Source organism: Shimia sp. R10_1, from assembly GCF_017744095.1.
Lineage (GTDB): Bacteria > Pseudomonadota > Alphaproteobacteria > Rhodobacterales > Rhodobacteraceae > Shimia.
Genome location: NZ_JAGHQX010000001.1, coordinates 675,672 through 691,767, shown reverse-complemented (window position 1 = coordinate 691,767; position 16,096 = coordinate 675,672). Strand labels below are relative to the sequence as shown.

Sequence of the window (16,096 nt, the reverse complement as noted above, 5' to 3'; positions counted from 1 at the left end):
GGCCTTTATTTGTTTGAGGGATATTGAGTATGGTTTTCACAGCATTCCCGAAAAAGGCATTGATGTTGGTTGTCGCGCTGATGCTCAGCGCCTGTGCCAATTATGCGGCCTATTCCTTACAGGCCTATACCTACGCAACTGAGGCGAAGGCCAAAACGCTCAAGCTGGTCAGTAAGGCCAACGGCAGCTACAGCGCCAACCGCGCCGCAGCAGAGGCTTTGTTGCTGGATATGGACGTGGCTTATGAGTTCGCCGCGGGCATTGAAAACAACGAAGAAGCCGCTGAAATTTGGGACAAATTGCGTGATCCCGATGGCAATCTGGTGGGCGGTTTTCTGAGCGCATGGCGCACTGAATTTCCCGGCGGGGTCAGTGCAAACAGCGTCTTTATTGAGGAGTTCAAGAAAAACATCACCTTCAGTTTTGATCGGCTGATCTGTCTGGAAGCCAACAAAGGCCAGGCCACCTCCTGCGCGGATGTGGCGGGATAACAGGGGCTGTTTAGGAGAGAAACTATGGACACAGACGCCGTATTAAGCGCCATCGAAGAGGGTTTGACCGATCTTATCAAAAACGCCGCCAAGACATTTTCCAACGAGGCGGAGCGCGATCTCAAAGCTTTTGTCAAAGAGTCTGAGGAAGACATCCGTCGGTATGCGAAGCTTTTTGCGGAGGGGAAACTCTCGCAGTTTGAGCTGAAGTTCCTGATGAAGATGAAAACCGACAATGCCGAGCTTCTGGCCATATCGGCGAAGGGCATCGCGCGGGCGCGCATCAAACATCTGATGAACAGCATGAAAGACCTGATCGTCAGCACGATCCTGGCGGCGGTCTAGATCATCGTCCAACAAATCTGCAGCGACTGTATCAGGTCGCATAGACCGGCTCCCGACCCTGGGTGGGGGTGAAGCCCCCTCCCTTGGGGGAGGGTCGGGGGCTGGTCGGCTTCGCCTGCTGCGCTTTGGTGGAAGCCAAGCGTTTCAGATTTTCAGGACGATGCTTTAAAACGAAAAAAACCGGAGCAGGGGCTCCGGTTTCTCAGCACGCTTTAGGGCTACGCCTGGGTCAATTTGGGGCTCCGCCCGTTCGCAACACATGCGCTCCACTGGAGCGAATGCCGGGGCAAAGCCCCGGTAAGTTGCTCACTCCATCGCTTCCAGCTCGTCGATCATGTCAGAAATCATCGACAGGCCTTTGTCCCAGAACTTGGGATCAGAGGCGTCCAGACCGAACGGCGCCAGCAGCTCTTTGTGGTGTTTGGAGCCACCTGCCTTGAGCATCTCGAAATACTTGTCCTCAAAACCTGCGTCCCCTTCCGCGTAAACTGCATAAAGCGCGTTTACGAGGCCGTCGCCAAAGGCATAGGCATAAACATAGAAGGGCGAATGCACGAAGTGCGGGATATAGGCCCAGAAGGTCTCATAACCTTCCATGAAGTCAAAGGCTTCACCAAGGCTTTCCGCCTGTACCGACATCCAGATCGCGTTGATGTCTTCCGGGGTCAGCTCGCTCTCACGGCGTGCGGCATGCAGTTTGCATTCAAAGTCATAAAACGCAATCTGGCGCACAACCGTGTTGATCATGTCCTCAACCTTGCCCGCCAGCAGGATCTTGCGCTGCTCCTGGGTTTCGGCCTTATCAAGCATCGCGCGGAAGGTCAGCATTTCGCCAAACACAGAGGCAGTTTCCGCGAGCGTCAAAGGCGTGGAGGAGAGCATTTCACCCTGTTCTGCCGCCAGCACCTGATGCACGCCATGGCCCAGCTCATGTGCCAGCGTCATCACATCGCGCGGTTTACCGAGATAGTTCAGCATCACATAGGGGTGCACGCTGGTCACAGTGGGATGTGCAAACGCGCCCGGCGCTTTTCCTGGCTTCACGCCTGCATCAATCCAGCCTTTGGTGAAAAACGGCTCTGCCAGCTCACCCATGCGCGGATCAAACGCGTTATAGGCATCCATCACGGTTTTCTGCGCGGTGGCCCAATCCACGGTGGAAGGATCTTCCATCGGCAGCGGCGCGTTGCGGTCCCAGACCTGCATGCGGTCCAGACCCAGCCATTTGCGCTTCAGCTCATAATAGCGATGGGACAGTTTGGGGTATGCGGCCACAACCGCGTCGCGCAGCGCTTCAACCACCTCGGGCTCCACATCATTGGAGAGGTGACGGCCGGTCTGCGCGCTGGGCATGTTGCGCCAACGGTCGAGCACTTCTTTCTCCTTGGCGGCGGTGTTATGCACACGGGAGAAGATTTTGATGTTGTCGTTGAAAACCCGTGCCAGCTCATGCGCGGCGGCTTCCCGCTTTTCGCGATCCGGATCGGTCAGGAAGTTCAGCGTGCCTTCGATGTTATACTCTTCGCCCTTCACCTCAAAGGTCAGCCCGGCGATGGTTTCATCAAACAGGCGCTCCCAAGCGTCGCCCACAACGCCAAGATCGTGCAGGAACTTTTCCAGCTCATCAGACAGCTGATGCGGCTTCATTGCGCGAATGCGGCGGAAGACAGGCTCATAGCGCGCCAGCTCTGCGTTTTCTGCAAAGGCTGCGGCCAGTGTGTCATCTTCGATGCGGTTGAGTTCCAGTGTAAAGAACACCAGCGGGGTGGAGAAATTGGTCAGCTTCTCCTGCATGTTGGCCATAAACTGCGCGCGTTCTGCATCGGTGGTCAGCTGGTAGTAGCGCAGACCCGCATAAGACATGATGCGCCCGGAGATCTGAGAGATTTTCTCATTGCGCTGCACACAGGTCAGAAGGTCAGCTGCAGAAAGCCCGGCAAGCTTGCCTTCGTAATCCGCAGCAAAGGCCGCGCATTCGCCTTCCAGCCACTCCAGATCCGCGACCAGCTCTGGCGCGTCGTCTCCCGCATAAAGATCGCTCAGATCCCATTCGGGCAGATCGCCGAACTCTTGCGTGCCAGAAGAGGCATTGGCATCACGGACGGGAAACGGAAGGTTCAGCATGAAAGCACCCTGTGTTGAAAACTCTGTTGTCGCTCAGATAGGCAGAGCGGCGGGGGAGGTTCAAGGGGCAGCCGCGATGGATGCGTGTTTACGACGCCCGCAAAGAGAGAGGGGCCAGCCCCTCTGTCACAGCAAGCTGTGCCATTCACCCCGGGATATTTTGCGAATGAGAAAAGGCTGGTTGGCGTTTAGCTGTGTTCGGCAAAGAAGGCGGCGCAGTCGTCAAAGATGCGATTGCGGGTGCCGGGCACTTCCATCAGCACCTCATGTTCACCTGCGTCCACCAGATCAAGCGTGCCATTGGGCCAGCGTGCCATACGATCATGAATGGCCGATGTGTCCACAATCTGCTCGTCCGCCCCTAGGAACGTCAGGCAGGGTGTGTCGGGCGAAGGGCGCCCTTCCAGCCGACGACACTCCATGAGTGCTTCATGCACCCAGCGCAGGCTGGGGCCGGCCAGCGACAGATCCGGGTGATCGGTCATTTGGCGTTGCATGTAAGCGTACATATCCGGGTCTTTGGTCAGCGCATTGTCGGTAAACTCTTGATCCAACACATAGGTTGTTGCGCTGGTGCCAGGGGCGAGCATTTCGTCAAAGCCGATGTTTTTGGACAGATAGCTCAGCGTCCAGGCCGCGGGCCGCATGATCGGGGACAGATGGATCCCCCACATCGGGCCGGAAAACACCACAGAGGCGACAGGCAGACCGTCATAAAGCGCGCGCAGTCCAATACAGCCGCCCATGGAGTGCCCGATCAGGTGAAAAGGCTGTGGCAGGGGAAGCGTTTCTAGCGCGCCCATCACTGCTCTGACATCGCGCTGGAAATCGTCAAAATGGCCAACATAGCCTGCGCCGGGATTTTTGATCAGCCGATCAGCAAGGCCCTGTCCGCGCCAGTCGATGGCGACCATTTCATAACCGCGCGCGCCAAAATCTGCAGCCGCGCGGCCATATTTTTCAACATATTCGGTGCGGCCCGGAAACAGCAGGACGGTGCCTTTGCTTGGTCCGGTGTCTGTGTCGTGCCGCCAATGGGCAAGGCGCAGTCGCACCCCATCATCTGCCGTGATCCAATAGGCGTCTGCCTCAGGGCCTTCGGCAACGTCGTGATAGAACGGGGCGCGCTGCAAGCCCATTAGGACAGAACGCCGCCGAGCTTCATGGCTGCGCCCATGTCACCGTCAATGGCCAGCTTGCCAGACATGAAGGCCGCGGTTGGGTTCAGCTCGCCTTCGAGGATCGCTTGGAAGGTTTCCACATCTGCGGACATGGTCACATCCGCGTCTTCGTCACCTGCGCGCACACCGTCCGCGTCAATGATGATGGCGCCTTCGCCTTCGATGGCAAACTTTGCGGAGCCGTCAAAGCTCTCGCCACCCAGTTTCTCGGTCAGGGCGGTCACTGCGGCAGAAATGATATCGCTCATCTGCTTGATCCTTCACTTTGTTGTGCACATCTTGGGAATCGCATGTGCAAGGGGTACAATGATTTACGTTATGGTCAACTTAATGAGTCGTCTCAAACCTATCGTTGCGGCACTTCCCCTCGCAATGGGGATTTTGCAACCGGCGATTGCCACTGGCAGCGCCCATGCACAGGATGCGCCTGAAACAGCGATGCAGGGGCCTGTCGGTGCGCAGGACCTGAACAGCCTGCTTGCGGCGCTTTCCTCGGCAGACCCAGCAGAGGCAGAGCGTCTGGCGGGACAAATTCGCCATCGCTGGGATGCGTCTGGATCTGCGAGCGCGGATTACCTGCTGCGCCGGACCCGCAAAGCTATCGAAGCAGAAGAGATGCAGGCGGCGCTGGAACATGCCACCGCCTTGATTGACCATGCGCCGGAATTTGCGCAAGGCTGGGCCGAACGCGCGCGCACATTCTATGCGCTTGATTTGTACGGCCCTGCGCTCAGCGATCTGGAACATGTGCTGGCGCTCAATCCGCAGCATTTTGACGCGATCATGGGCTTGGCCGTGATGCTGGATCAGATGGGGCGGGCTGAGGATGCCTATGAGGCTTACCTGCAGGTCAAGGCTATACATCCCCATCAGGCGGGCCTAACAGAGGCTTTGGAGCGACTCGCCCCGCAGGTGCGCGGCAAAACGCTGTAAGCACGACCAGACGACCACGACGAAGAGCTAGGCAGAGATATGGCCGCAGATCGGCGGATCACCGCAGTGTTGGGTCCCACCAATACAGGCAAGACGCATTATGCCATCGAGCGCATGCTGGGCTATCGCACAGGTGTCATTGGTTTGCCGCTGCGCCTTTTGGCGCGGGAGGTTTATGACCGCATTGTCGCTGCACGCGGGCCCTCTGTGGTGGCGCTTGTCACTGGCGAGGAACGTATCGTGCCGCCACGCGCGCAGTATTGGGTTGCCACAGTCGAGGCCATGCCAGAAGGTCTTGGCGCGGATTTTGTGGCGATTGACGAGATCCAGCTGTGTGCTGATCCCGAACGGGGCCATGTGTTCACCGATCGCCTGCTTCGGATGCGCGGCACGCAGGAAACCCTGTTTATGGGCAGCGACACGATGCGTGGCACCATTGCAGAACTGGTGCCTGAGGCGCAGTTCATGCGGCGCGAACGCATGTCGACGCTCAGCTATTCAGGCAGTCGCAAGATCAGCCGGATGCAGCCACGCTCCGCCATTGTCGGATTTTCGGTTGATAGCGTCTACGCCATTGCCGAGCTGATCCGCCGTCAGAAAGGGGGGGCGGCTGTGGTGATGGGCGCACTCAGCCCACGCACCCGCAATGCGCAGGTCGCGCTCTATCAGAATGGCGATGTGGATTATCTGGTAGCGACCGATGCGATAGGCATGGGCCTGAACCTTGACATTGATCATGTCGCCTTTGCCTCCACCACCAAATTTGACGGCCGCCGCATGCGCCCTTTGGCGCCAAACGAGCTGGCTCAAATCGCGGGCCGGGCAGGGCGCGGGATGAGCCACGGCACTTTTGGGGTGACCGGCGAAGCGCCGCCCTTGGACGAAGGCGTGGCCGAAGCGATCATGGAACATCGCTTTACCCCGGTGCAGAAACTCAACTGGCGCAATGCGCGGCTGGAGTTTGGCAAAGTGGATGCCTTGATCCGCTCTCTGGAAGAGGCGCCGGATGATCCGCTGTTGCTCAAAGCGCGCGAGGCAGATGACCTCAGAGCGCTGAAAACAGTGGCAGCAGAGGCGGAAATTCAGGCGCGCGCCAGCGATGGCAAATCCGTGCGTCTGTTGTGGGATGTGTGCCGCATCCCTGATTTTCGGGGCATCAGCCACGCCGAACACGCGCAGATGATTGAACGAATCTTCGGTTTTCTGCATGAAAGCGGGCGTGTGCCAGATGATTGGTTGGCGCGGCAGGTCAAGCGGCTGGATCGGACAGATGGCGACATTGACACATTGTCGAAACGTCTGGCCTTTATCCGGACGTGGACTTATGTCGCACAGCGCAATAACTGGGTCAGTGACGAAAACCATTGGCGTGGGGAAACGCGCGCGGTAGAAGATCGCCTGTCAGATGCTTTGCACGAGCGTTTGACGCAGAGATTTGTGGATCGGCGCACATCAGTGCTTTTGCGCCGGCTCAAGCAGAAGGAGGCCCTTTTGGCCGAAGTGAATGATAAAGGTGAGGTGACCGTCGAGGGTGAATTCGTCGGCCGTCTTGAAGGGTTCCGTTTCATCGCGGACAAAGAAGCCAGCGGGCAAGAAGCCAAGACGCTGAAACAGGCGAGCTTGCAAGCTCTGGCGCCGCAGTTCCATCTGCGCGCGGATCGCTTCTATAACGCGCCGGATACGGAGATCGACTTCACCGAGCAGGGTGGCCTCATGTGGGGCGAGCATGCAGTCGGCAAAATGGTTGCCGGTGACGATCCGCTCAAACCTGGCATCACCGTGTTTGTGGATGATGAAGCCGGTGCCGAGGTTGCTCAGAAGGTTGAGCGCCGCCTGCAGCACTTCATCGATCGCAAGATTGCTGCGTTGTTTGAGCCGCTCTTGAACCTCAGCCGTGACGAAGAGCTGACGGGTCTGGCCCGTGGCTTTGCGTTCCGCATGGTCGAGGCGCTGGGCATCATCCCACGTGGCGACGTGGCCACCGAGGTGAAAGAACTGGATCAGGACGCCCGTGGCGCGCTGCGCAAACATGGCATTCGCTTTGGTCAGTTCACCATCTTCATGCCGCTGCTGCTGAAGCCCGCACCAACCCGTTTGCGTCTGGTGCTGTGGTCCTTGGCGCAAGGTTTGCAGGAATTCCCAGAAGCACCGCCTCCCGGCCTGGTGACGGTTCCGGCGGGCAACAGCCTGCCACGCGGCTACCATGCCATGGCGGGCTACCGTGCCGCAGGTGAGCGTGCGATCCGTATCGATATGCTTGAGCGTCTGGCAGATATGCTGCGCGCCGAAGACAGCCGTGGCGGCTTTGAAGCCAAGGCTGACATGCTGTCGATCACCGGCATGACGCTCGAGCAGTTTGCCGACCTGATGCAGGGTCTAGGCTATGCTGCGGAAAAAGGCGAACGCGAGAAGGTGAAAGCCGAAGCCGCGCCCGCCGCCGCACCTGAAGCCGAAGCGAGCGAAGCGCCAGTTGAAGAGGCCGCAGCGGCAGACGCCAATGCCGAGGAAGCCGTGGCAGAGGCGACAGCTGAAGTGGCCGTTGCCGAAGCACCGGAAGCCGAGTCTGCTGCAGAAGCGGCTCCCGCACCTGATGCTGACGCAGAAGCCGAGGCGCAAGCGCCTGAACTGGAAGTGTTTTACACCTTCACATGGGCCGGTCGTCAGGGTGGCAATCGCGGCGGTCAGCGTCGTGGTGGCAACGCTCAGGGCGGCAACAAGCGCCGCAATGACACGCAGGGCGGTGACAAGCCGCGCGGCAAAGGTGGCAAGCCCAAAGGCAAAGGCCCACGCCGCGACAATGGCCCGAAACAGTTCCAGTCGCGCCCTCCCAAAAAGGAGAAGGCGATTGATCCGGACAACCCCTTCGCTGCGGCGCTTATGGGGCTGAAAGGCAAGGACTGACGCGTGAGCGCGCCGTCCCCCAAACTGCGGGTCGACAAATGGCTCTGGCAGGCGCGGTTCTTCAAGACCCGCAGCCTGTCAGCCAAACTTGTGACAGGCGGGCATTTGCGGGTGAACGGACAAAAAATTGGGAAGGCCAGCCATGGCGTCACCATTGGTGATGTGCTGACCTTCCCACAGGCACGCCGTGTGCGTGTGATCAAGGTCGCAGCCCTTGGTGAGCGCCGGGGACCAGCCACCGAGGCGCAAACATTATACGAAGATTTGACCCCGGAAGAGAAACCTGTTCCACGCGCGCCGGGTTCAGACGGAAAAGGGCGTCCCACGAAGAAGGATCGGCGCAATCTCGACCTTATAATCTCTTCGCGCCTTGAAGATTGAGCAATGCTGATTTAGTCAGTTTCCTAATCTGACGATAAGTGAGCTAACCCAAAATGACCTATGTTGTGACCGACAACTGCATTGCATGCAAGTATACGGACTGCGTAGAGGTATGCCCGGTTGACTGTTTTTATGAAGGTGAAAACACGCTGGTCATCCATCCGGATGAATGTATCGACTGCGGTGTATGTGAGCCTGAGTGCCCAGCGGATGCGATCCGTCCGGACACGGAACCTGACATGGAGCAGTGGGTCGAATTCAATCGTAAGTATTCCGAAATCTGGCCGGTGATCATCACCAAAAAAGATCCGATGCCAGGGCACGAAGAAAAAGACGGTGAGCCGAACAAATTGGAGAAATATTTCTCTGAGGCACCGGGAGAAGGCGGCTAAGCTGTCATTGTCAGAGCGATTCGTCGTTCCATCTGCCAAATGGGGACGCTGACTTTGAACAAATTTGGCCTAAGGCTCTGACACTATTACGGAAAGCACCTTTTTAAGCCTGTCGCGCTTTAAAGGGGGCGTATTTTGTGTTATGATCGTCTCATAGAGGACATAACTGCCTGAGAGCCATCCCCGCGTATCCGCCGAGGGTGGCTTTTTCTACCAGAGCACATTCCGTTTCGGGAAAGCGCCTTTCTCGAGCGAAATTTTTTGTCTGGCAGGACTGGGGCCTACAAAGGAAGTACTGCATGAGCAAAGCGAAGAAGAACGAGTTCAGCCCAAACGAATATGTTGTTTATCCAGCACATGGCGTTGGGCAGATCATTTCCATCGAAGAGCAGGAAGTTGCGGGGATGCAGCTGGAGCTTTTCGTGATCTCGTTTGAAAAAGACAAGATGACACTGCGGGTGCCGACCAACAAAGCCACCCATTTTGGCATGCGCGGTCTGAGCTCTCCTGACGTGATTGATCAGGCGATGAAGACCCTGAAGGGCAAAGCCAAGGTCAAACGTGCCATGTGGTCTCGCCGTGCGCAGGAATATGAACAGAAAATCAACTCCGGTGATCTGATTGCGATCGCGGAAGTGGTGCGTGATTTGCACCGCACCGACGATCAGCGCGAGCAGAGCTATTCTGAGCGTCAGCTTTATGAAGCCGCGCTTGAGCGTCTGACCCGTGAAGTCGCCGCTGTGGCTGGCGGCGATGAGGTTGCCGCCGCCAAGCAGGTTGACGATGTGCTGGTGTCGCGCGCTGCGTGATTGAAGCCACATACGCTAAAATAGGGGCCGCGCAATTGCGCGGCCTTTTTTGTTCTGCAAGCCCGTTGCAAAGACGCGCAGGCTTACCTCACGCAGGGGCGATCCGCGTGAGATGCGTAAAAAAAGCAAACCATTGCATAACCATAGGCCATGGCGTTTACTCGACACGAAGGAGCCGCCATGGATGCACTAAAGGCCAATCTGCAAGTGCTGTACACCGCGCATTCGCGTGGTGCTGTGCGATTTCGCTATGCCCTGATTGTCTTTGATTTTGCCACGATTTTGTTTTTTGTCGCCATCGCGCATGCGCCCCATAGCGCAGAGTTGGTCTTGCTCAGCCGTTTGGCCGGGGTTGTGATTGCGTTGGATTTTCTGGCGCGCTGGTGGATTGCCGAAGACCGACGCCATTTCCTGACCCGCATCTACACCTTGGCCGATGTGGCGGTGATCGTCTCTTTGTTTGTCGATCCCTGGCTTCAGGGTGATCTTGCTTTCTTACGCGTCTTGCGTGGCTTGCGGCTGATTCACTCGTATCATTTGCTGTATGATCTGCGCCATGACAGCGCGTGGTTTCGACAGCACGAAGACACGGTGATTGCCAGCATCAACCTGTTTGTCTTTGTGATGGTGACCTCCGCGACCTCACTGGTCTTCTTCATCGACACCTCTCAATCGACGCATCCGTTCATTGATGCGATGTATTTTACGGTCGCGACACTCACCACGACGGGCTACGGCGACATCACCTTACAAACACCGGGCGGCAAGGTGTTTTCCATCTGCGTGATGGTTGGGGGCGTCGCTCTGTTTGTGCAGCTGGCGCAAGCGGTCATTCGACCGCAAAAAGTGCGCCATAAATGCCAAAGCTGTGGGCTTCTGCGTCATGAGCCGGATGCGGTGCACTGCAAACACTGTGGTACGCTGATTTGCATTGAAACCGAAGGCGGATAAGCCGTCAGAGAGGCCAGCTAAACTGCGCTGCCGCAACCAGGGTGAACAGCAGGGCGATCTCGGTCACTTGTTGTGTTGCGCCCAGCACATCGCCGGTCTGTCCCCCAATTTTGACTTTCGCGGTGGCCGAACACAGCGCCGCCATGACAAAGGCCACGCCGGTCATGACGATGCCCGGGATACCGGCGCAACCGAAGGCTACGACGGCTGCCAAAGCAAAGCCCGTGATCGCGCCGCCTCTTGGGGCGCGGCCCTGTGCATGGCTCAGCCCATTTGCCCGGGCATGGGGCAGGGCGCTCATCACCAGCACCATGGCGCTGCGTGACAGCATCGCCACCGCAAGCATGCCAAACAACCAGACATCCGCCTCCAGCAGCAGCGTGATCGCGCCCCAGCGCGCCGCCAGTGACAGACACAGGGCAATCACGCCATAGGCCCCTATACGGCTGTCTTTCATGATCTCAAGCCGCCGTGCCGGCTCCCAGCCGCCCCAGAAGCCATCAGCCGTATCCGCCAACCCGTCCTCATGCATGGCCCCGCTCATCACCACCATGCCGGTGAGCCAGATTACGGCGGCCAGCACAGGTGGCAATCCCACCCAAAGCGCCGCAGCGGTGGGCAAAGCGGCAAGCAAGGCCAGAACCGCCCCGGCCAGCCCATAGGCCCAGGCTGCGCGCGCCCCTCTGCTGAAATCTGCACGCACAGGCAGTCGCGTTAAAAGGGCAATGGCGGTGTTGATATCACGCGGACGAAACGGTGACGTGTCGGTAGCGGGCATGTCTGCGTCTTTTTCCTGTATTGCCGGGGCCTGGCAATGAGATAAACAGCCCATGCGTTAAGAATTCAACAGGAGCCCCGCCGATGTCTGCAGATTTTTCCACTTTGGCCGCGTTTCAATCTCTTCTGGCAGAGGCCCCCGCTGTGGATCAACAAGCTATGGGCGAGGCAGAGGCCCGCAATGGCCAGTTGACCAAACCGCCGGGCGCCCTTGGCCGCCTTGAAGATATGGCGATCTGGTATGCGGGCTGGCGTGGAAATCCGCGTCCCAGCATCGAGGCGCCTCAGGTCATTATTTTTGCAGGCAACCATGGCATCACCACCCAAGGCGTCTCCGCCTTCCCGGCAGAAGTCACCCAGCAGATGGTCATGAACTTTGAGCATGGCGGCGCAGCCATCAATCAGCTGAGCCGCGCAGCAGGGGCTGATCTCAATGTCATCGCGCTCAGCCTTGATACGCCAACGGCCGATTTCACTCAGGGTGCTGCCATGAGCGAAGCCGAAGTTGTGGCGGCACTGGCAGCAGGCTGGAATGCGGTGAAAACGAGCTCTGACCTTCTGGTGGTTGGTGAAATGGGAATTGGCAACACCACGAGCGGGGCTGCGATCGCTCATACGCTTTACGGCGGTGTTGCGGAAGATTGGATCGGCCGTGGAACAGGTGTGGATGACGCAGGTCTGGCCAACAAGGCGCGCGTGGTGCGTGAAGGGGTTGCCGCAAACCACACCCCCAAAGGGCTGGAGGCGCTGCGCTGTCTTGGTGGGCGCGAGCTCGCTGGCATGGTTGGCGCGATTGCCCGCGCACGCAGCCTGCGCATTCCGGTGATTCTCGATGGGTTCATTGCCTCCGCAGCGGCCGCCACTCTGGCAGATGCGCAGGACGGCGCGTTGGACCACGTGATCGCCGGCCACGTCAGCGCCGAAGCGGCGCATGGTGCGGTGCTGGCAAAAATCGGCAAAGAGCCGATCCTCAGCCTCAACATGCGCCTTGGCGAAGGCTCAGGTGCCGCAGTGGCAATCAATATCCTGAAAGCGGCTGTGGCCTGCCACTCTGGCATGGCCACTTTCGCTGAAGCGGGGGTTTCAGACGGCTGATCCCGTCTGTTCGATCACGCCTCCTCGCGCGGTTTCTCTTGAAGCTGGGCGAGGAGAGTTGCTTCAAGTTCGCTCTCTAACTCTTTGGCCCGTTTGATGTATTCGGCATTTTGAGTGCTCGGGACACCCTCTTTCCAGACCTCGGCCAGCTCCTGCACCGCATAGCGGTCATGTTTGTAAAACGCCTGTTCCGCCTGCGCGGCCTCGTATTCGCTAAGGCCGATGTTCTCCAGCACATAGCGCCCAGCCCGAAGCGAGCTGTCAAACATCTCCCGCACAATGTCATTCGCTCCGGCGTTATACAGCTGATACACCGTGCCGCGGTTGTTCGCGCGGGCAATGATGTGCAGGTCAGGCCGTTCACGGCGCGCAAATTTTGTCAGTTTGATCGCCGCCGCCGGATCATCCACTGCAACCACCAACACAGAGGCGTTAGACAGCCCTGCCGCATGCAGCATTTCAGGTCGTGTGGGATCTCCAAAGAAGCCCTTCACACCAAAATGGCGCATGGTTTCGATCGCCTGAATGTTGTGGTCCAGCACCACCGTGTCAAAGCCTGAAGCGCGCACAAGGCGGTTCACAATCTGCCCAAACCGGCCAATGCCTGCGATGATCACGGGCCCTGTTCGGTCGATGGTGTCGGGCTCCCGCCGTTCTTCTTCCTTTTCGCCAAACCGTTTGGAGATCTGGTCATAAAGAATAAACAACAGCGGCGTGATCAGCATACTCAGGGCCACGATCAGCAGCAGGCGTTCAGCCAGCGTATGGGGCAACACGTTCTGGCTGAGCGCGGTTGTGATCAGCACAAAGCCGAATTCCCCGGCTTGTGCCAGCCCGAGTGTAAACAGCCAGAGCGCGCGACGGCGCAGGCCAAAGGCGCGGCCAATACCATAAAGAACCACGGCCTTAAGCAACATGACGGCCAGCGTAAGCCCTAGAATGTCACCGGGGGCAGCAAAGAAAATATCCAGATCAATCTGCGCGCCGACTGTGATGAAAAACAGCCCGAGCAACAGCCCTTTGAAGGGCGCGATGTCGCTTTCCAGCTCGTGCCGGAATTCAGAGTTTGCAAGCAACACGCCCGCCAGAAACGTGCCAAGCGCCGGGGACAGCCCTACCAGATGCATGAGGAAAGCAATGCCCACCACGATCAGCAGCGCCAGCGCCGTATACATCTCCGGCAGGTGCGCCGCATGAATAAATCGGAACACAGGCCGGGTGAGATAGCGCCCGCCCACAATAATGGCCGCAACCGCGCCCAAGGTGACCAGCGCCATGCCCCAACCGGGCAGCCCGTCCACCAGAGAAAGGCCATGCGCCGCTTTTTCATGCGCGCCAACCGAAATCGACCCGTCTGCCATCACATGTGGAAGTGTCGCCCCCGCCAGCAGGGGTAGGATCACCAGCATCGGGATCACCGCGATGTCTTGGGTCAGCAGCACAGCAAAGGTGGATCGCCCCCCACTGGTTTGCATGAGCCCCTTTTCGGTCAGGGTTTGCAGCACAATCGCGGTGGAGGAGAGCGCAAAGATCATGCCGCAAGCAATCGCCACATTGATCGGACGGTTCAGGATCACAGCGAGCGTAAAGACCGCCAGCCCAGTGAGCAGCACTTGCAGCCCACCCAGCCCAACCAACTTGTCCCGCATCGCCCACAGGGCGCGCGGATCAAGTTCCAATCCGATGATGAACAGCATCATCACCACACCAAATTCCGCATAATGCAGCAGCTCGTCAGCCTCATGGGTGCCCACCAGCCCCAGAACAGGACCGATAAGAATGCCAGCGGCCAGATAGCCCAGCACAGAGCCCAATCCCAGCCGCGCAGAAATAGGCACAGCAATTACTGTGGTCATCAGGAAAATCGTGGCAGTGTAGAGGGCTTCTTCCATACGGGTCGTCCGGGCTTTCTGAAATAGGGGCGTTTATGTTGGCAGAGGGGCGTCGCGTTTCAATTGATCCATGACAATCTGACTTTGCACGCGGCTCACGGCTGGATGCGGCAGCAGCACTTCATGAATCAATCGGTTCAGTGCAGCCAGATCTTCACAATAGGTGCGCAAAAGATAGTCGGCATCACCTGTCAGGGTCCAAGCGCTGACAATTTCGGCGCGGGTGCTGATAAGTGTCGCAAAACTCTGCGACTGTTCTGGCCCATGGGTGCCCAATTGCACCTGCACAAAGGCTTGAACCGACAGGCCAAGATGCGTCGGGCTGAGCCGCGCAACATAGCCTTCGATGTAGCCTTCTGCTTCCAACCTTTGCCGCCGCCGCCCAGCCTGACTGGGCGACAGGTTCAGAACCTCACCCAATTCCTGCGCGGTGAGATGGGCATTGCGCTGCAACGCGGTCAGCAGGCGCATGTCGGTTTCATCTATCATATGCGGATTTTCTGCATCATCTTTCTATTTTACGGTCAATATACGCGCCAATTGTAAATTTTGCACGTCACTTTGCGGTGTTTACGCAGCATCTGCGCCTTATTTTTGAATGTGAACAGGCATATGCCGAAAGGCTTACCAAAAGAGGAGACGCACCATGGGCCCTTTCCCCCACGATGCACCGCGCGCAGAGATTTCTGATTTCAACCCAGCAGGCACAGACGGATTTGAGTTTGTCGAATTCGCCCATCCCGAGCCGCAGGAGCTGCGCACGCTCTTTGCTAAAATGGGCTATACCCATGTGGCCAACCACAAGACCAAAGCGATTGAGCTGTGGCAGCAGGGGGATGTGACCTACATCCTCAACATGGAGCCCGGCAGCTTTGCCGCGCGCTTTGTGGAAGAGCATGGCCCCTGTGCACCGTCTATGGGCTGGCGTGTTGTCGATGCGCAGCAGGCCTATGAACATGCGGTTTCCAAGGGCGCTGAACCTTATGACGCGGATGACAAAACGCTGAGTTGGCCCGCGATCAAAGGCATCGGCGGCTCGCTGATCTATTTCACCGACCAGTATTATGACACCTCACCCTTCAACGAAGAGTTTGACTGGCTGGTGACGTCCAAGCCTGAGGGCGATGGTTTCTTCTACCTCGATCACCTGACCCACAACGTCTTCAAAGGCAACATGGACAAGTGGTTCAAGTTCTACGGCGATCTCTTCAACTTCCGCGAAATCCGCTTCTTTGACATAGAGGGCAAGTTCACGGGCCTCTTCTCCCGCGCGCTGACATCGCCCTGCGGCAAGATCCGCATCCCGATCAACGAGGACCGTGGCGAGACCGGCCAGATTGTGGCGTACCTGAAAAAGTACAACGGCGAGGGCATTCAACACATCGCAGTGGGATCCAATGATATCTACGCCTCCACCGACGCAATCGCGGACAAGGGCATCAAATTCATGCCGGGCCCGCCTGATGCCTATTATGACCTGTCAAAGACACGTGTCGCGGGGCACGATGAACCGCTCGAACGTATGAAAAAGCACGGCATCCTGATTGATGGCGAAGGTGTGGTGAACGGCGGTGAAACCAAAATCCTGCTGCAGATCTTTTCCAAAACCGTGATCGGCCCAATCTTTTTTGAGTTCATCCAACGTAAGGGCGACGATGGCTTTGGAGAGGGCAATTTCAAAGCTCTGTTTGAATCCATCGAACAGGAACAGATCAACAATGGTGAGATTCAGGCGGCGGAGTAAATGCTCAGCCGTTTGTGGGGCCCGGCGTAGATCGGGAAGGGGAGGAGAACGCCACACGCAGCATTGCGTGTGGCGTTTTT

General features: G+C 57.9%; 16 protein-coding genes. 10 read left to right on the top strand and 6 right to left on the bottom strand.

Annotation, left to right across the window (positions count from 1 at the left end; genetic code table 11):
- The first annotated feature begins 29 nt into the window (after positions 1-29).
- Positions 30-491: a hypothetical protein gene (locus J7413_RS03205; protein ID WP_209096326.1), complete on the top strand. Its 462-nt coding sequence runs from the start codon at positions 30-32 to the stop codon at positions 489-491.
- Positions 492-515: 24 nt separating this feature from the next.
- Positions 516-836 (top strand): hypothetical protein, encoded by a 321-nt coding sequence (locus tag J7413_RS03200; RefSeq protein WP_209096324.1) that lies wholly within the window; start codon positions 516-518, stop codon positions 834-836.
- Positions 837-1,142: 306 nt separating this feature from the next.
- On the opposite strand, the gene J7413_RS03195 is transcribed toward J7413_RS03200, so the two are convergent.
- The 3 genes from J7413_RS03195 to J7413_RS03185 all read right to left on the bottom strand — a co-directional run bounded on the left by J7413_RS03195 (position 1,143) and on the right by J7413_RS03185 (position 4,389).
- The gene (locus J7413_RS03195) at positions 1,143-2,960 is read right to left on the bottom strand and encodes a M3 family oligoendopeptidase (protein ID WP_209096322.1); all 1,818 of its coding nucleotides are present in this window, start codon (positions 2,958-2,960) and stop codon (positions 1,143-1,145) included.
- A 188-nt stretch (positions 2,961-3,148) separates the two neighbouring features.
- Positions 3,149-4,099 carry an alpha/beta hydrolase gene (locus J7413_RS03190; protein WP_209096320.1) on the bottom strand — a complete coding sequence of 317 codons (951 nt, stop codon included), beginning with the start codon at positions 4,097-4,099 and terminating at the stop codon, positions 3,149-3,151.
- Positions 4,099-4,389 carry an SCP2 sterol-binding domain-containing protein gene (locus J7413_RS03185; RefSeq protein WP_209096318.1) on the bottom strand — a complete coding sequence of 97 codons (291 nt, stop codon included), beginning with the start codon at positions 4,387-4,389 and terminating at the stop codon, positions 4,099-4,101. The genes J7413_RS03190 and J7413_RS03185 overlap by 1 nt, the downstream gene beginning before the upstream one ends.
- Positions 4,390-4,471: 82 nt before the next feature.
- On the opposite strand from J7413_RS03185, the gene J7413_RS03180 reads away from it, so the two are divergent.
- The 6 genes from J7413_RS03180 (at position 4,472) to J7413_RS03155 (ending at position 10,508) form a co-directional block, all read left to right on the top strand.
- The gene (locus tag J7413_RS03180) at positions 4,472-5,074 is read left to right on the top strand and encodes a tetratricopeptide repeat protein (RefSeq protein ID WP_247743296.1); all 603 of its coding nucleotides are present in this window, start codon (positions 4,472-4,474) and stop codon (positions 5,072-5,074) included.
- Positions 5,075-5,113: 39 nt separating this feature from the next.
- Complete coding sequence (locus J7413_RS03175) at positions 5,114-7,975, top strand: helicase-related protein (protein ID WP_209096316.1); 2,862 nt, start codon at positions 5,114-5,116, stop codon at positions 7,973-7,975.
- A 3-nt stretch (positions 7,976-7,978) separates the two neighbouring features.
- A complete protein-coding gene (locus tag J7413_RS03170) occupies positions 7,979-8,356 on the top strand; it encodes an RNA-binding S4 domain-containing protein (protein ID WP_209096313.1) in 378 nt (125 codons plus the stop codon).
- A 53-nt stretch (positions 8,357-8,409) separates the two neighbouring features.
- Positions 8,410-8,748 (top strand): ferredoxin FdxA, encoded by a 339-nt coding sequence (fdxA, locus tag J7413_RS03165; RefSeq protein ID WP_209096312.1) that lies wholly within the window; start codon positions 8,410-8,412, stop codon positions 8,746-8,748.
- A 299-nt stretch (positions 8,749-9,047) separates the two neighbouring features.
- Complete coding sequence (locus J7413_RS03160; RefSeq protein WP_209096310.1) at positions 9,048-9,557, top strand: CarD family transcriptional regulator; 510 nt, start codon at positions 9,048-9,050, stop codon at positions 9,555-9,557.
- A gap of 180 nt (positions 9,558-9,737) precedes the next feature.
- Positions 9,738-10,508: a potassium channel family protein gene (locus tag J7413_RS03155; RefSeq protein WP_209096308.1), complete on the top strand. Its 771-nt coding sequence runs from the start codon at positions 9,738-9,740 to the stop codon at positions 10,506-10,508.
- 4 nt (positions 10,509-10,512) lie between these two features.
- On the opposite strand, the gene cobS is transcribed toward J7413_RS03155, so the two are convergent.
- Positions 10,513-11,286, bottom strand: coding sequence for an adenosylcobinamide-GDP ribazoletransferase (gene cobS, locus J7413_RS03150; protein ID WP_209096306.1), 774 nt, complete (start codon positions 11,284-11,286; stop codon positions 10,513-10,515).
- Positions 11,287-11,369: 83 nt separating this feature from the next.
- On the opposite strand from cobS, the gene cobT reads away from it, so the two are divergent.
- Positions 11,370-12,380 (top strand): nicotinate-nucleotide--dimethylbenzimidazole phosphoribosyltransferase, encoded by a 1,011-nt coding sequence (gene cobT / locus J7413_RS03145; protein ID WP_209096304.1) that lies wholly within the window; start codon positions 11,370-11,372, stop codon positions 12,378-12,380.
- A 14-nt stretch (positions 12,381-12,394) separates the two neighbouring features.
- Here the strand turns inward: cobT and J7413_RS03140 are convergent, their stop codons facing one another.
- Together J7413_RS03140 and J7413_RS03135 are read right to left on the bottom strand one after the other, a co-directional pair.
- A complete protein-coding gene (locus J7413_RS03140; protein WP_209096294.1) occupies positions 12,395-14,272 on the bottom strand; it encodes a cation:proton antiporter in 1,878 nt (625 codons plus the stop codon).
- Between the two features lie 33 nt (positions 14,273-14,305).
- On the bottom strand, positions 14,306-14,761 hold the full coding sequence (locus tag J7413_RS03135; RefSeq protein ID WP_209096292.1) for an Lrp/AsnC family transcriptional regulator: 456 nt from the start codon (positions 14,759-14,761) through the stop codon (positions 14,306-14,308).
- A 157-nt stretch (positions 14,762-14,918) separates the two neighbouring features.
- Between J7413_RS03135 and hppD the strand changes: the two genes are divergently transcribed.
- Positions 14,919-16,016: a 4-hydroxyphenylpyruvate dioxygenase gene (gene hppD / locus J7413_RS03130; protein WP_209096290.1), complete on the top strand. Its 1,098-nt coding sequence runs from the start codon at positions 14,919-14,921 to the stop codon at positions 16,014-16,016.
- Positions 16,017-16,096: the final 80 nt, after the last annotated feature.

Excerpts from the sequence above, each read along its gene's own strand:
- J7413_RS03205 (WP_209096326.1), top strand. The coding sequence starts at position 30 with ATGGTTTTCACAGCATTCCCGAAAAAGGCATTGATGTTGGTTGTCGCG.
- J7413_RS03200 (WP_209096324.1), top strand. The coding sequence starts at position 516 with ATGGACACAGACGCCGTATTAAGCGCCATCGAAGAGGGTTTGACCGAT.
- J7413_RS03195 (WP_209096322.1), bottom strand. The coding sequence starts at position 2,960 with ATGCTGAACCTTCCGTTTCCCGTCCGTGATGCCAATGCCTCTTCTGGC.
- J7413_RS03190 (WP_209096320.1), bottom strand. The coding sequence starts at position 4,099 with ATGGGCTTGCAGCGCGCCCCGTTCTATCACGACGTTGCCGAAGGCCCT.
- J7413_RS03185 (WP_209096318.1), bottom strand. The coding sequence starts at position 4,389 with ATGAGCGATATCATTTCTGCCGCAGTGACCGCCCTGACCGAGAAACTG.
- J7413_RS03180 (WP_247743296.1), top strand. The coding sequence starts at position 4,472 with ATGAGTCGTCTCAAACCTATCGTTGCGGCACTTCCCCTCGCAATGGGG.
- J7413_RS03175 (WP_209096316.1), top strand. The coding sequence starts at position 5,114 with ATGGCCGCAGATCGGCGGATCACCGCAGTGTTGGGTCCCACCAATACA.
- fdxA (WP_209096312.1), top strand. The coding sequence starts at position 8,410 with ATGACCTATGTTGTGACCGACAACTGCATTGCATGCAAGTATACGGAC.
- J7413_RS03160 (WP_209096310.1), top strand. The coding sequence starts at position 9,048 with ATGAGCAAAGCGAAGAAGAACGAGTTCAGCCCAAACGAATATGTTGTT.
- J7413_RS03155 (WP_209096308.1), top strand. The coding sequence starts at position 9,738 with ATGGATGCACTAAAGGCCAATCTGCAAGTGCTGTACACCGCGCATTCG.
- cobS (WP_209096306.1), bottom strand. The coding sequence starts at position 11,286 with ATGCCCGCTACCGACACGTCACCGTTTCGTCCGCGTGATATCAACACC.
- cobT (WP_209096304.1), top strand. The coding sequence starts at position 11,370 with ATGTCTGCAGATTTTTCCACTTTGGCCGCGTTTCAATCTCTTCTGGCA.
- J7413_RS03140 (WP_209096294.1), bottom strand. The coding sequence starts at position 14,272 with ATGGAAGAAGCCCTCTACACTGCCACGATTTTCCTGATGACCACAGTA.
- J7413_RS03135 (WP_209096292.1), bottom strand. The coding sequence starts at position 14,761 with ATGATAGATGAAACCGACATGCGCCTGCTGACCGCGTTGCAGCGCAAT.
- hppD (WP_209096290.1), top strand. The coding sequence starts at position 14,919 with ATGGGCCCTTTCCCCCACGATGCACCGCGCGCAGAGATTTCTGATTTC.